The sequence below is a fragment of the Amycolatopsis sp. WQ 127309 genome (genome assembly GCF_023023025.1).
In the GTDB taxonomy this organism is placed as follows: domain Bacteria; phylum Actinomycetota; class Actinomycetes; order Mycobacteriales; family Pseudonocardiaceae; genus Amycolatopsis.
The window spans coordinates 6,251,025-6,265,063 of sequence record NZ_CP095481.1 but is presented as its reverse complement, the minus strand read 5'-3'; the positions used below and the strand labels follow the sequence as shown (position 1 = coordinate 6,265,063).

The following is a 14,039-nucleotide window of genomic DNA, read 5'->3' as shown; positions in this document are numbered from 1 at the left end:
CGCCCCCGCCGTCAGAGGATCGGGAACGTGGTCCCGATGCCCATGCCCGTGATCCACTCCGGGACCGGCTCGTAGCTCGTCCAGACCAGTGGGAGCCCCGCCGCCACCTGGCCGATCAGCCAGCAGCGGACCTCGTGGCTGCCCGTGCCCGCGGTGTCCTCCAGCGCCTCGTGGCCCAGGGCCGCCACGGCGTCCGCGTCGCCCGAGGACAGCTGCGACAGGAACCACCGGTCCCACTCCGCGTTCACCCGCGCCCCGGGATCCCCGCCCATTGCGCGGACCCGCGGCTCGCGGGCTGCCGCGAAGGCGTGGACGTCCGCTCGGCCGTGGATCAGTGACTCACGGCGCTCCCCCGCCACCGCCGGGTCGCGCGGGTCGTTCGACGGCAGCCAGTGCGACAGGCCGCCGCTCGCCGCGATCAGGACCCGGCCCGGGAAGTCCGCTGATCGCAGCGCCGCTCCCAGCGCGTGGCCCAGGGAAACGCAGCGGCGCAAGGAAGGCAGCGGCGGTGCGGCCGTGTTGACGACCAGCGGCACCATCGGCAGCGACGTGCCGCCGGTGATCATCTCGTAGCTCTGGACGATGCCGTGGTCGACCGTCAGCGAGTACGACAGCGAGATGTCGAAACCCGCCGAAGTCAGGCCCGCGTGCAGTGGCCAGGCCAGTGAGGACGCCACCGGCAGCGGACCTTCCGTGCTGCCGTAGTCCCCGAACCCCGCCGCCTGCTCGACGCCCAGCACGAACGGCGGCATCACGTCGTAGAAGTTGCCGTGGAAGTGGTCCGGGCCGATCACGACGATCGCGTCCGGGGCGAGGTCCTCGACCGCGCGGCGGACGCGCTCGGCGTCGCCGAGGAAGCGGCCGCCCGGACCGTCCACCCGGGACGGTGGCAGCAGTGTCGCGAACGGACTGTGGGACATCCCGGCGAAGCCCGCGATCTCGGCCATCAGGACGGCTCCTTCCCGGTCAGCAGCCAGGTGCGGTGGACGTCCAGGAACTCGCCGACCTTCTCCCACTGCGGCCAGTGGCCGGCGTCGTCGATGACGTGCAGCAGCGCGTCCGGCAGCCAGCCGAGCAGCAGGTCGGCCTCGTCGAGCCCGCCCGTCGGGTCGTGGCTCGTCCACAGCAGCAGCGTCGGCGCCGTCACCTTCGACACCCACGCCGGGTCCCACGCGAAGTCCTTGCGCACCTGCGGGTCCTGCAGCACGAGCGTGTTGGTGATCGCCTGGACGAACCCGGGCCGGGAGTAGATCCGGCGGCGCAGGTTCACCAGCTCGTCGGTGACCATCTCCTTGTGGTGGAACAGGAACTCGACGCGACGGCGGACGGTGGCGTCGCTCGGGTCGCGCACCGCAGCCATCGTGCTGTCGCGCATCCGCGCCATCACCTCGGGCTTGTCGGCGATGTTGCCCGGGGTGTTCAGGACGAGCCGGTTCACCCGGTCCGGGTGGTGCGCCGCGACCCAGGCGACGACCCAGCCGCCGAGCGACTCGCCCGACAGGTGCACCCGGTCGATGCCCAGGGTGTCCAAAAGGGACACGAGGTGCGCGGCCAGGACGTCGATCGTGTACGGCCGGTCCGGCAGGTCCGACCAGCCGTGGCCGACCATGTCGTAGACCGTGACGTGGAAGTCGCGGGCCAGCCCGGCCAGGTCCCGCGCGTACGCCTCCAGGTGCCCGCCGGTCCCGTGCAGCAGCACCAGTTCCGGCCCGGTCCCCGCCTGCAGCACCCGCGTCCGCACGACCCCGCCGTCCAGCGGGACGTCGACGTAGCGCAGGGTGTGTTCGAGTTCGCCCAGCTCGCCCCAGATCCCGGCGTGCTCGGGGATCGGCGGCCCCGACGGTTCGACGCGGGTTTCGTCCACTGTGGTCACTTGTCCTCCGCCTTCCGGGCTTCTTCCATGGTGGCGAGGCCCGCGCTTTCCCGGCGGCCCAGGCCGAACAGGCCGAGCAGCCTCGAGTTCTCGATGGTCAGGAACTCGACCGGGTGCTCGGCCGAGTCGTTGTAGTGGCGGTGCCAGGTCCACGGCGGGGTGTAGACGAACGAGCCCGTCGTCCAGCTGACGACCTCGTCTTCGATCTCGCTGTGGCCGTCGCCGGTGAGCACGAAGTGCACGGTCTCGTGGTGGTGGCGCTGCATGTCCGAGCTCTCACCGGCCGGGATGACCTGCCGGAACAGCTCGAACGTCGTGGTCGGCAGGGTGCCGGCGACGCGCAGCGACGTCGGGTTCGGCACGGTGCCGGCCGGGATCTCGACGAGGTCCGCGTCGTGCACGACCAGCGGGCGCTGCTCGCCGGGGCGCACGACGTGGGCGATGCTCGCGAGGAAGTCGCGCATCGCGAACTCGGGTCCGGACGTGGACATGGGTTTCCTTCCCCTCAGGCCGGGCATTCCGTGCGGCCGCCGTCGACCGTCAGCACCGTGCCGTTGACGTACCCCGCTTCGGCCGAGGCCAGGAACGCCACCGCGGCCGCGACCTCGCCCGGCGCGGCGGCCCGCCCGGCCGGGATGTCGGCGAGGTCCTGGGCCATCGCGGTGGCGACGTCGATGCCCGCGGCGTCGGCCCGGCCGCGCACCACCTCCAGGCGGCGCGGCGTGAGGGTCGCGCCGACGGCGACGCAGTTGACCGTCACCCCTCGATCGGCGAACTCCCGGGCGGCCAGCTTCACCGCGGACGTCGTCGCCGACCGCAGGACCGTCGACGCGGCGAGCGCGGGCTGCGGCTGCCGGACCGCCGTCGACGTCGTGACGACGACCCGGCCGAACCCGCGTTCGGCCATCGCGGGCAGCGCGGCCCGCATCAGCGCGAGCGGGCCGAGGAGCAGCAGGTCCAGGTCGTGGTGCCACTGCTCGGCCGGGACGTCGAAGACGCCGCCGGGAGCCGGGCCGCCGGTGTTGGCCACGACGACGTCGAGCGAGCCGTACTGCTCGCGCACGCGCGCCACGGCGTCGGCGGCCGCGGCGGGCACGGCCAGGTCGCAGACGCGGTAATCGACGCCGTCGCCGAGCGCCGACGCCGTCTCGGCCAGGGTCTTCTCGGTCCGCCCGGCGAGCACGACCCGGTGCCCGGTGGCGAGCAACGCGGCCGCGGCGGCGGCGCCGATCCCGCCGGCGCCGCCGCCGACGAACGCGACCCGGGGACTGGGGTGCTGGTTGGTCTCCATGATGTGTCCTACATTCGGTCCATGAGCGAGAGCGGCCAAGGGTGAGTCCCACTGCCCGGGACTCCCGATCGGCTGACGACGGGTCGGCGGCCGGCGCGCTCGAACGCGCGGCCGCCATCCTGGACGCCTTCGACGCGACCCACCGCGAGCTGCCGCTGGCCCGGCTGGTCGAGCGCTCGGGGCTGCCGCGCTCGACCGTGCACCGCACGGCGGCCCGGATGATCGAGCTGGGCTGGCTCGACAAGCCCGGGGACAAGTACCGGATCGGCACCCGGCTGTTCGAGCTGGCCGGCCTGGTCCCGGTGCGCCACGAGCTGCGCGAGGCCGTGCTGCCGTACCTGCAGGACCTGTACGCGGCGGCCCGGACCACGGTGCAGCTCGGCGTGCTCGACGGCGTCGACGTGCTGGTCGTCGAGAAGATCACCGGGCACCGGCCGCTGCCGATGCTCTCCCTGGTGGGCGGCCTGATCCCGGCGCACTGCTCCGGCCTCGGCCGGGCGATCCTGGCCTGGTCGGACGCGGCGACCGTCGACGCGGTCGTGGCGGCCGGGCTCACCCGGCGCACGCCCCGCACGATCACGAACGCCGAGGCGCTCGCCCGGGAGCTGGCCACCGTGCACGAGCAGGGCTGGGCCTACGACCGGGAGGAGGGCAACGCCGGGATCAGCTGCGTGGCGGCGCCGATCTTCGACTTCACCGGCAACGTCACCGCCGCGCTGTCGGTCACCGGGCCCAGCGCCGCCGTGCTGCCGGACCGGATCGGGCCCGCCGTCCGGATGGCGGCCGCCGCGGCCAGCCGGGCGTACGCCGCCCGCCGGTGGGCGGTGCCGCGGCCCGCACCCGAGCTGCCGTCCCAGTGACCAGGACTCCCGGTTGGCTCGCCGCGGCCGGTTGTTCCACGCTGTGGCCCACGCCGCGCCGGAGCTGCCCGGCACCGGCGCCGGATCAGGAGGACCAGGCATGCACGTCGCGATCATCGGGGCCGGGCTCGCCGGGCTCACCACGGCCAAGGTGCTGCTGCAAGCGGGCCACGACGTCGCGGTCTTCGACAAGACCCCCGACGTCGGCGGGGTGTGGAGCCGGACCCGCCGCTACCCCGGCCTCACCACGCAGAGCCCCAAGGCCCAGTACTCGTTCTCGGACTTCCCGATGCCGAAGGACTTCCCGGAGTGGCCGGGCGGGGCCCAGATCCAGCAGTACCTCGCGGCCTACGCCGACGTCTACGACGTCACCCCGCACCTGCGGCTCGAGACCACCGTGGAGTCCGTCGTCCCCGACGGCGCGCGCTGGGTGGTGACGACGGACTCCGGCGTCCCGGAGACGTTCGACCGGGTCGTCGTGGCCAACGGCGTGTTCTGCGAACCGGCGGTCCCGGACTATCCCGGACGCGCGGAGTTCGAGGCCGCCGGCGGCCGCGTGCTGGCCGGCAGCGAGTTCACCGACGTCGAAGAGGCACGCGGGAAGCACGCGCTGGTCGTCGGCTACGGGAAGTCGGCCTGCGACGTGACCGTGGCGATCAGCGAGGTCGCCGGGACCACCGACGTCATCGCCCGGCAGCTGCTGTGGAAGGTGCCGCGCAAGATCGCCGGGTTCCTCAACTTCAAGATGCTCCTGCTGACCCGGATGGGCGAGGCGCTGTTCCGCTACCGGTGGCTGCGCGGGTTCGAGAAGTTCCTGCACGGCCCGGGAAACCGGCTGCGCGCGTCGATGCTGAACTCCGTCGGCTCGGTGTCGGTGCGGCAGTTCCGATTGCGCCAGCACGATCTGCTGCCCGCCGGGCAGATGGAGGACATCGTCAAGGGCGCGATCGGCCTGGCGACCGAAGGGTTCTTCGAGGGCGTGGCCGATGGCGCCATCCGCGTCCGCCGCGACCAGGTGATCACAAGGTTGTACGGCGGCGACCGGCCGGGCGCCGAATTGGCCGACGGCACGGTGCTGCCCGCCGACCTGGTCGTCTGCGCGACCGGGTTCACCCAGGGCGTGCCGTTCCTGGACGAGACCGTGCAGAAGCAGCTGTTCGACGAGCGCGGGAACTTCCTGCTGTACCGCCAGATCCAGCCGCTGCGGGCGCCGGGGCTCTACTTCAACGGGTACAACTCGTCGTTCTTCAGCCCGCTCAACGCCGAGATGGCGGCGCTGTGGATCGCGGCCGACCTCGCCGGCGTGCTCGCGCTGCCGGACGTCGAGACCCGGCACGCCGACGTCGTCGGGCAGCTCGCGTTCCTGGACGTCGCGACCGGGGCGCACCACTGCCGCGGCACGAAGATCATCCCGTTCTCCATCCACAACGTCGACGAGGTGCTCGGCGACCTCGGCCTGCAGATCCCCCGGTTCACCCGGGCGACGCACTGGCTGAACCCGGTTTCCCCGGCGGCGTACCGGAAGCTGACGCCCGAGCTGCTGGCGCGGCTCGCGAAGCACACCCCCGAACCCGCGGCTCTCTAGGAGGATTCCCGATGGACACCGCACCGAAGACCGGCCACCACGTCATCCACCCGGGTGACGGCACGAACCTCGGCGCGATCGGGCTGGGCATCCACGCCCGGCTCACCGGCGCCGACACGAACGGCGCGTACTCGCTGTTCGAGTACGTCGTGCCGCCGGGCCTCGGCGGGCCGCCGACCCACATCCACAGCCGTGAAGACGAGCTGTTCACCTGCGTCCAGGGGCAGGTCGAGGTCGAGCTGGACGGCGAACGGCACGTCCTCGGCCAGGGCGACTCGCTGCTGATGCCGCGCGGGGTGCCGCACGTGTTCCGCAACCCGTTCGACGAGGAGACCCGCGTCGTCGCCGTCGTTTCCCCACCCGGGCTGGAGAACTACTACAAGGAATTGAGCGAGCTGCCGCCCGGGCGCGACATGAAGCTGGTCGCGCAGGTGATGACCCGCTACGGCCTTTCGCTGCAGAAGTGACCGGCCACGAAGAGATGGTGCGCGCGATGTGCGCGGCCGTCGACGCGGGCGACGCCGAGGCGTTCGGCTCCTGGTTCGCCGAAGACGCGACGTACACCTTCGGCAACGGCGAAACCCTGTCGGGCCGCGACGCGATCGTCGCGGCCACGGCGGGGGCCGCCGGCGCGTTGCCCTGGGTCCGGCACACCGTGGACCAGGTGGCTTTCGCCGGAGACGACCAGCTGTTCTGCCGCTTCACCATCGAAACGGAGTCCCCGGAAGGGAAGCCGCTCGCCCTGCCGTGCGTCACGGTCATCTGGCTCGACGGGCCGCGGATTGTCGACTACCGCGTCCACATGGACATCTCCCCGGCCTTCACCTCCTCGCTGTGACCTGAGTCACCTCTGCTCCGGTTCCCGGAACCCGTTCGCGGGTTCGGAGAACAGCAGATGACACTGGCGGAGCGAGAGGCGGGCGATGACCCCCGAGAACCCCGAAGACGACGACGCGAGCGTGCTGGCGCGCTCCCGGGACGAGCCGAGCCTGTTCGCGGTCATCTTCGACCGCCACGCCCGGCACATCCACCGCTACCTGGTCCGGCGGCTCGGCCCGTCGGCCGCGGACGACGTGCTCGCGGACACGTTCCTCATCGCGTTCGGCAAGCGCGCGAAGTTCGACCTGTCCCGGCCGGACGCGCGGCCGTGGCTCTACGGCATCGCCACGAACCTCGTCTCGCGCCGCCGGCGGATGGAAGTGCGCGAGCTGAAACTCCGGCTGGCCCTCGGGCCACCGGCCGTGGCGGACGGCCACGCCGACCGGGTCGCCGACCGCGTCACCGCGCAGGCCCTCGGCGCGAAGCTCGACCGGGCGCTGGCCGTGCTGCGCCCCCGCGAGCGGGACGTCCTGCTGCTCGTCGCCGCCGAAGGGCTGGGCTACCAGGAGGTCGCCGAAGCCCTCGCCATCCCCGTCGGCACCGTGAAGTCGCGGCTCAGCCGCGCCCGGGCCCACCTCCGCGCCGAACTCGGCGCCGTCGACCTCGTGAAGGAGACCTCGCACCATGGATGAGCTGGACCTGATCCGCGAACGCGCGGAGGCCGTCGGCTTCGCGACGGCGGAGGACCTCGCGCCGGCCCGGGCGCGGCTCGTGGCCGCGACGCGGACCGGACGGCCCCGCCGGTGGTTCCGGGCCGCGGGCGCCACGACGATCGGGCTGGCCGCGGCGATCACCGCCGTCGTCACCCTGACCCCGGCCGACCGGATCGGGGTGGGGGCCGGCGTCGCGAACGCCGATCCGGTGAAGGTGCTGACCGAGGCGGCCGGCGCGGCGCTCGCGGAACCGGCCGCCGCGCCGCACCCCGACCAGTTCCTCTACGTGAAGACGGCGCTTCCGGAGCACCGGACACGCGAGGTCTGGCTCTCGGTGGACGGCACCCGCGACGGCTTGATCGACGGCACGAAGTCCGCCGGCTGCCGAGACGGGAAGGCGCCCGTCTACGGCGCCAACGACCCGAAGCTCGAAGGCACCCTGGAGGACTGCCGCCCCTCCCCCGCCTACCGGGCGGACCTGCCGGCCACGGCCGACGCCATGCTCGCGTACCTCGAAGCCCACCACAGCGGCGAAAAGGGCGACGCGAACGCGCTCGGCAAGGACGTGGTCGCCCTCGCCTACGAGCAGGCCCTCACCCCCGCGTCGAACGCGGCACTGTTCGCGGCGGCGGCGAAGGTGCCGGGCCTGACTGCCCTCGACCACGTCACCGACGGCGCCGGGCGTCCCGGAGTGGGCATCACCTGGCCGGTTCCGCCCGGCTCGTCGCCGGAAGCGAAGCCGGAGGTGCTCGTCTTCGACCCGGCCACACACCGGTTCCTGGGCACGGCCGACAGCGCGGTGCTCGTGAAGACGTTCGTCGACCGGGTCGGCCAGCGTCCCTGAACCCAGCGCTCGGCTGTGTCGGCACGGCTCATGCGCCCCAATGTGGCGTTGGGTGCGTTGAACGCACCCAACGCCACATTGGGGCGCTTGGTGGAGCCCCGACCGGGCCGCTCAGTCGAGCCCGGCGCGGCCCTCGGCCCAGTAGGCCTTGCCGGTCACCGCGCGGGGTGGGTGCGGCCAAGTCCGGCTGTCGCGGCGGACCGCGTGCACCGTCGCCGCGTCGCCGGTGACGACGAGGCTGCCGGGGCCGGCCGCGCGGGCCCGGCTCAGCAGCTCGGCACGGTCGGCCGTCTTCTCGACGACCTGCGCGTCGAGGCCCAAGCCGGCCAGGACCTCGGTCAGCCCAGCGGGATCGCGTGCTTCGAAGACGTGCGACACCTCGGCGGTGACGGTCCGCAGCGCGCAGGCGAGGGCCACGCTGGACTCATCCCCGACGAAGACCACCGGGCCGGCGACGGCACGCAGGTCGATCGAGCGGCGCGGGCCGAACACCTCGCACGCATCGCCGACCGCGACCTGCCGCAGCCACCGCGCCGCCGGGCCGTCGCCGTGGGTGAAGCCGAGCAGTTCCGTCACGCCGCGCTCGACGTCCCAGCCGATCGGCGTGTAGGTGCGCAGGCTCACCGTGCCCCGCCGCGGCCGGAACTGCAGCTTCGCGCCCGGTACCCAGGTGGCCTTGCGGAAGGCGTCGGCCGTCAGTTCCACGCGCACGAAGTCGGCCGGCAGCCGGGTGACCCCGGCGACTCGGGCGGTGTCCAGCACCATGCCGCCGGCGAGGTCGGCGAGGCGTTCGAGTGCGGTCATCGTGCTCCTTCTCGACGTCCCCATGGACATCTCACGAACTCTGGACGGGTCCGGGTACCGTTTGACGAACGGGTATTGCGGCGCTCCGGCGACAGTCCTAGCGTGTGCCCCGACCGTTGATCGGACTGGGGGTCCCATGCCACGTAGTCGTCGATTCATCATGCCCATCGCCGCGGTGCTCGCCGCCGGAATGCTCCTCGCACCACCCGCGAACGCCGCGGCGGGGCCTGCCACCCTGCCCGCGAGCCAGTACACGCTCAGCGCGAACTACCACCAGTTCGACGCCGTCGACGCGGCCCTCGTCTCGACGCTGGGGACCGCCGCCGTGCACACGGTGATGGACAACGCGAACCACGACCGGACCGGGCTCCCGTCGTCGTTCGCCCCGGCCGGCCTGTCGACCGGGTTCCAGTTCGACAGCGCGGACAACTCCGACTGCGCGAACTACCCGCAGGGCATCACGACCAGCCGGGACGCGGTCGGCACGGCCGACAGCGGCAACTACGACGGCCACCAGCTCGTGGCCGTCAGCTGGTACACCAAGGCCTCGTGCACCGGCGCCTCGGAACGCAGCCGGATCACGCTGGTCGACTGGGATGCCACCTACCCCAACAAGTACCGCAAGATCCTGCTGGTGCAGCCGACCGGAACCGCGGCGGCGCCGGACTTCCAGGACATCCCGATCCACGCGGGCGGCGTTTCCTGGTACGGCGACTACCTGTACGTCGCCGACACCGGGCACGGCATGCGCGTGTTCGACATGCGCAAGATACTCAAGACGAACACCGGTGGCACCGCCGACCAGATCGGCCACCAGAGCGGCAGTACCTATTACGCGCACAACTACGCCTACGTCCTGCCGCAGGTCGGCACCATCACGGCGAGCACGACGTCCGGCACCAACCTCGCCTGGTCGTCGATCTCGCTGGACCGGGTCAGCAAGTCGATCGTGATGGCGGAGTACACCTGCGCCTCGGGCTGCACGGACTACCCGAACCGCGCCCCGCGCGCGGTCCGCTTCCCGTTCGCCGCGGGCGCGACGACGTTCGCCGCGACGACGACCGCGAGCCAGGCACTGCAGCTGCCCTGGTACAAGCTCAACGGCGTCGCCTCGCACAACGGACGCTGGTGGTTCAACTCCTCCGGGGACAAGAAGCTGTACTACTGGACCTCGGCGACCGGCCCGGCCACGCACACCTGGGTGGGCAGCGGCGAAAGCCTGTCGTACTGGGAGGACTCGGCCAACGCCGACCTGCTGTGGAGCCTGCAGGAGGGCGCGGGCAGCCGGAACGTCTTCGCCGTCACGCAGGCCACCTACGGCGCCTGACGTAAGCTGGGCGAAACGGACACGCCCCAGCGGAGGTGCAGGTGACGAGGCTCAAGCAGCTGCTCGTCGTCCTGCTGATCCTCCTCGGTGTCTTCGGCACGGCGACCGGCGCGACCTCCTGGGACGCGCCGGTCGTCATCGCCGGGCCGTCGGCGTCCACTCAGGACACACTGACCGAGCGGCCCGCCGTCCTGCGGGTCACGGCGACCGCGCCACACCTGACCGCGCCGGCGCCGCACACCTGGTGGGCGGTCCACCCGCCCACTCTCGAAGCGTCCTCGCCGGACCGGACCGGCCGCGTCCTGGACGCGCCCGGTACCCGATCGGCCGTCTCCCTCCCCACCGCGCAGTCCCCTCGGGCCCCGCCCGCCTGGTGAACCGGATTCCCTGTTCACCACGCCTTCAGTGAGGACTGCGTTGTGCCTTTTGTCGTGCTCGTTTTGCTGATCGCCACGGTCGTGGCCGCGGTCGGCCTGCTCGTGAAGATGTTCCGGAACGACGAACCGCTCATGGGCGGGTTCGCGCTCTGCCTGCTGGTCGGCCCGGGAGCGGTGCTGGCGTTCCTGCACCTCGCCCTGGACGGCTGACGTCCGGTGCCCGGCCGGCGCTCGCCCCGGGCGCCGGCCGGGCTCGCTTGTGCTCACGGCGTGGAGACGGCACTGATCCTCGGCGGCTCGGGTGTGGGCCTGCTGATCTTGCTCCTGCCGTGTTGGCCACGCCCGCCACCGTGTTGGCCGCTCCGGGGAAGTGTGCGCACTGACCGGAAGCTCAGCCGTCGTGGACGGTCAGCTCCACGCCTTCGGCCAGCCGGTACGGGCGAGTGTCCACAATGGCCCCCAGCCAGCGGCGCAGCCGTGATACCTCCGCGCGGACCGTCACCAGGTGCTCGGCGTCGCCGTACAGGGCCCGGCTCAACGCTTCCGCCGACAGGCCCGCCGGGCCGGCCGCCCGCAGGCAGCCCAGGATCTCCGCGTGCCGCGGGGTCACCGGGCGGCACCAGCTCGTGTCGCCCGAGCGCATCCGCAGCATCGGCGCCCCGGCGACGTCGAGGTCCAGCCACACCCGGCGTTCGGTGCCGGCCGGGCGCACGAGCCAGCCGTCCGCCAGCCGCTCCGGCAGGCACGCGCCCAGGCCCGGCACCGCCAGCACCTGGCCCTCCGCCGGCGCGGCGATCCGCTCCCCCGCCGCGATGCCGGCGGCGTGGGCGACCCAGCCGTCGTCGTCGACCAGCAGGGCGGGGCCGGCCAGGACCGGTTCCGCCGTGCGCCGCAGCCGGTCGAGGCGTTCCTGGTGGTGGCGCCACAGCTGCGACTCGACCAAGCGGCGGCCGGTCTCCACCAGCGCGCCGATCGCCGGGTGCAGGGTCAGGGCCGGGCCGCTGACGTCGATCACCCCGAGCAGCTCGCCCGTGCGCGGGTCGTGCACCGGCGAGGCCGTGCAGTACCAGGGGTGCTGGTTCTGCTCGAAGTGCTCGCCCGCCAGCAGCTCGACCGGCGCGGCTTCGGCGAGCGCGGTGCCGATCGCGTTGGTGCCGACGCGGGCCTCCCGCCAGTCCGCGCCCTCGGCGAACCCCAGCGTGTCGGCCTGGCGCCGGATGCGGGGCGAGCCCTCGCGCCACAGGATGACGCCCTCGGCGTCGGTCACCACCAGGAGCACGTTCGCCGTGTCGAGCACCTGGCCGAGGTCGCCGACGACGTGGCGCAACGGCGAGGCGTGCCGGCGTCGCGCGACCTCGTCGAGCGGGACCGAGTCGCGGGTGTTGATGCCGTCGGCGGCGAGGCCCAGGCTCAGCGCGCGGGACCACGACCGCGACACCAGCGGCCGCGGCCGGACGCGCGGGCGGCCGCCGCCGATCACGGCTTCGTGCATCCGGACGAGGTCACGCGCGTGCGCCGGCAGGCTGGCACCGGGCGGTAGGGAGCTGTGCACGCCCATGAGGCCACCTCCGCACCGTCGCGTCGGCTCACCAGCCTAGATCCGCCGGCCGGGTCCGCCAAGGGCGTGCAACACGGTGCAACCCTTGCCGCCGCGGTTCACCCAGGAGTGTGATCGGGGGCACAGCCGACGCTTGGGAGTGCTCATGACACAGACGGTGGATCGGACGGCCGCGACGGACACGCCGCAGGCCCGGGTGGACGCCTGGCTGAACCGGTTCGAGACGGCCCTCGCGGCCCGCGACGTCGAAGCCGCCGCCGCGCTCTTCGCCGTCGACAGCTACTGGCGTGACCTGGTCTCCTTCACCTGGACGATCAAGACGGTCGAGGGCCGCGACGGCGTGACCGGGCTGCTGGAAGCCACCCTCGACCGGATCGGCCCGTCCGGCTTCCGCACCACCGAGCCGCCGACCGAGGCCGGCGGCGTCACCGAGGCGTGGCTCGAGTTCGAGACCGCGAGCGGCCGTGCGAAGGGCCACCTGCGGCTGAAGGACGAAGGCGCGTGGACGCTGCTGACCAGCCTGCGCGAGCTCAAGGGCTTCGAGGAACGGCAGCGCGACCGGCGTGCGAAGGGCGTCGAACACGGCGTCGTCCGCGGCCGGACGTCCTGGGCGGAGAAGCGGGCCGAGGAAGACGCGCGTCTCGGCTACGAGCAGCAGCCGTACGTCGTGGTCATCGGCGGCGGCCAGGGCGGCATCGCGCTCGGCGCGCGGCTGCGCCAGCTCGACGTGCCGGCGCTGGTCCTGGAGCGCAACGCGCGGGCCGGCGACTCGTGGCGCAAGCGCTACAAGAACCTCTGCCTGCACGACCCCGTCTGGTACGACCACCTCCCCTACCTGCCGTTCCCGGAGAACTGGCCGGTGTTCGCGCCGAAGGACAAGATCGCCGACTGGCTGGAGATGTACACCCAGCTGATGGAGGTGCCGTACTGGACGAGCACCGAGGTGACGTCGGCGAAGTGGGACGCCGACGCGGAGCAGTGGCTGGTGACCGTCGTCCGCGACGGCGAAGAGCTGGTCCTGACGCCGCGGCACGTCGTGTTCGCGACCGGGATGTCCGGCAAGCCGAACGTCCCGGCGTTCCCCGGGATGGACGACTTCGCCGGCGAGCAGCACCACTCGTCACGCCACCCCGGCCCGGACGCCTACGCCGGCACGAAGGCGGTCGTCGTCGGGTCCAACAACTCCGCGCACGACATCTGCGCGGCGCTGTGGGAGCACGGCGCCGACGTCACCATGATCCAGCGCTCCTCGACGCACATCGTGAAGTCGGATTCACTGATGGACCTGGGCCTGGGCGACCTGTACTCCGAGCGCGCGGTGGCCGCGGGCGTCACCACCGACAAGGCCGACATGATCTTCGCGTCGATCCCCTACCGGATCATGGCGGGGTTCCAGACCCCGGTGTACGACGCGATCCGCGAGCGAGACCAGGACTTCTACGAGCGCCTGGAGAAGGCCGGTTTCCGGCACGACTGGGGTGACGACGGCTCGGGCCTGTTCATGAAGTACCTGCGCCGCGGCTCGGGCTACTACATCGACGTCGGCGCGGCCGAGCTGGTCGCCGACGGGAAGATCAAGCTGGCCCACGGCCAGGTCGATCACCTGACGCGCGACGCGGTGGTGCTGGAGGACGGCACCGAACTGGCGGCCGACCTCGTCGTCTACGCCACCGGCTACGGCTCGATGAACGGGTGGGTCGCCGACCTCGTCGGCCAGGAGACCGCGGACCGCGTCGGCAAGTGCTGGGGGCTCGGTTCGGAGACGACCAAGGACCCCGGGCCGTGGGAGGGCGAGCAGCGCAACATGTGGAAGCCCACCCAGCAGGAGGGCCTGTGGTTCCACGGCGGGAACCTGCACCAGTCGCGGCACTACTCCCTGTACCTCGCGCTGCAGCTCAAGGCGCGCTTCGAGGGGATCCCGACGCCGGTCTACGGCCTGCAGGAGGTGCACCACAAGGCGTGAACCGTCCGGGCGTGCCCGACGTGTT

At 72.5% G+C, this 14,039-nt stretch carries 16 protein-coding genes; 10 read left to right on the top strand and 6 right to left on the bottom strand.

The genetic code is table 11. From position 1 onward, the window contains the following. Positions 1 to 11 precede the first annotated feature (11 nt). The 4 genes from MUY22_RS28610 to MUY22_RS28595 are packed head-to-tail and all read right to left on the bottom strand — an operon-like array spanning position 12 to position 3,164. On the bottom strand, positions 12 to 947 hold the full coding sequence (locus MUY22_RS28610) for a 2,3-dihydroxyphenylpropionate 1,2-dioxygenase (RefSeq protein ID WP_247049609.1): 936 nt from the start codon (positions 945 to 947) through the stop codon (positions 12 to 14). Beyond that, positions 947 to 1,873, bottom strand: coding sequence for an alpha/beta fold hydrolase (locus MUY22_RS28605; protein ID WP_247049607.1), 927 nt, complete (start codon positions 1,871 to 1,873; stop codon positions 947 to 949). Before MUY22_RS28605 ends, MUY22_RS28610 begins: the two co-directional genes overlap by 1 nt. Next, a complete protein-coding gene (locus tag MUY22_RS28600; protein WP_247049605.1) occupies positions 1,870 to 2,364 on the bottom strand; it encodes a cupin domain-containing protein in 495 nt (164 codons plus the stop codon). The genes MUY22_RS28605 and MUY22_RS28600 overlap by 4 nt, the downstream gene beginning before the upstream one ends. A 14-nt stretch (positions 2,365 to 2,378) precedes the next feature. Further along, positions 2,379 to 3,164, bottom strand: coding sequence for an SDR family oxidoreductase (locus tag MUY22_RS28595; protein ID WP_247049603.1), 786 nt, complete (start codon positions 3,162 to 3,164; stop codon positions 2,379 to 2,381). Between the two features lie 41 nt (positions 3,165 to 3,205). On the opposite strand from MUY22_RS28595, the gene MUY22_RS28590 reads away from it, so the two are divergent. From MUY22_RS28590 to MUY22_RS28565, 6 genes are all read left to right on the top strand, one after another. Continuing rightward, on the top strand, positions 3,206 to 4,024 hold the full coding sequence (locus tag MUY22_RS28590; RefSeq protein WP_247049601.1) for an IclR family transcriptional regulator: 819 nt from the start codon (positions 3,206 to 3,208) through the stop codon (positions 4,022 to 4,024). Between the two features lie 100 nt (positions 4,025 to 4,124). After that, the gene (locus MUY22_RS28585) at positions 4,125 to 5,609 is read left to right on the top strand and encodes an NAD(P)/FAD-dependent oxidoreductase (RefSeq protein ID WP_247049599.1); all 1,485 of its coding nucleotides are present in this window, start codon (positions 4,125 to 4,127) and stop codon (positions 5,607 to 5,609) included. Between the two features lie 11 nt (positions 5,610 to 5,620). Further along, entirely contained in the window at positions 5,621 to 6,076 is a 456-nt protein-coding gene (locus MUY22_RS28580) for a cupin domain-containing protein (protein ID WP_247049597.1), read from the top strand. Further along, on the top strand, positions 6,073 to 6,447 hold the full coding sequence (locus tag MUY22_RS28575; protein WP_247049595.1) for a nuclear transport factor 2 family protein: 375 nt from the start codon (positions 6,073 to 6,075) through the stop codon (positions 6,445 to 6,447). The genes MUY22_RS28580 and MUY22_RS28575 overlap by 4 nt, the downstream gene beginning before the upstream one ends. A gap of 85 nt (positions 6,448 to 6,532) precedes the next feature. Further along, positions 6,533 to 7,120 (top strand): RNA polymerase sigma factor, encoded by a 588-nt coding sequence (locus MUY22_RS28570; protein ID WP_247049593.1) that lies wholly within the window; start codon positions 6,533 to 6,535, stop codon positions 7,118 to 7,120. After that, positions 7,113 to 7,985 (top strand): CU044_5270 family protein, encoded by an 873-nt coding sequence (locus tag MUY22_RS28565; protein WP_247049591.1) that lies wholly within the window; start codon positions 7,113 to 7,115, stop codon positions 7,983 to 7,985. The genes MUY22_RS28570 and MUY22_RS28565 overlap by 8 nt, the downstream gene beginning before the upstream one ends. Positions 7,986 to 8,096: 111 nt before the next feature. Here MUY22_RS28565 and MUY22_RS28560 read toward each other — a convergent pair whose 3' ends face one another. Beyond that, positions 8,097 to 8,789: a siderophore-interacting protein gene (locus MUY22_RS28560; RefSeq protein ID WP_247049589.1), complete on the bottom strand. Its 693-nt coding sequence runs from the start codon at positions 8,787 to 8,789 to the stop codon at positions 8,097 to 8,099. A 160-nt stretch (positions 8,790 to 8,949) separates the two neighbouring features. On the opposite strand from MUY22_RS28560, the gene MUY22_RS28555 reads away from it, so the two are divergent. The 3 genes from MUY22_RS28555 to MUY22_RS28545 are packed head-to-tail and all read left to right on the top strand — an operon-like array spanning position 8,950 to position 10,703. Beyond that, entirely contained in the window at positions 8,950 to 10,116 is a 1,167-nt protein-coding gene (locus tag MUY22_RS28555; RefSeq protein WP_247049587.1) for a hypothetical protein, read from the top strand. A gap of 41 nt (positions 10,117 to 10,157) precedes the next feature. Beyond that, complete coding sequence (locus MUY22_RS28550) at positions 10,158 to 10,493, top strand: hypothetical protein (RefSeq protein WP_247049585.1); 336 nt, start codon at positions 10,158 to 10,160, stop codon at positions 10,491 to 10,493. A gap of 54 nt (positions 10,494 to 10,547) precedes the next feature. Continuing rightward, complete coding sequence (locus tag MUY22_RS28545) at positions 10,548 to 10,703, top strand: hypothetical protein (RefSeq protein WP_247049583.1); 156 nt, start codon at positions 10,548 to 10,550, stop codon at positions 10,701 to 10,703. 181 nt (positions 10,704 to 10,884) lie between these two features. Here MUY22_RS28545 and MUY22_RS28540 read toward each other — a convergent pair whose 3' ends face one another. Continuing rightward, positions 10,885 to 12,051 carry a GAF domain-containing protein gene (locus tag MUY22_RS28540; RefSeq protein WP_247049581.1) on the bottom strand — a complete coding sequence of 389 codons (1,167 nt, stop codon included), beginning with the start codon at positions 12,049 to 12,051 and terminating at the stop codon, positions 10,885 to 10,887. A 145-nt stretch (positions 12,052 to 12,196) separates the two neighbouring features. On the opposite strand from MUY22_RS28540, the gene MUY22_RS28535 reads away from it, so the two are divergent. Continuing rightward, positions 12,197 to 14,014 carry an NAD(P)/FAD-dependent oxidoreductase gene (locus tag MUY22_RS28535; RefSeq protein ID WP_247049579.1) on the top strand — a complete coding sequence of 606 codons (1,818 nt, stop codon included), beginning with the start codon at positions 12,197 to 12,199 and terminating at the stop codon, positions 14,012 to 14,014. Positions 14,015 to 14,039: the final 25 nt, after the last annotated feature.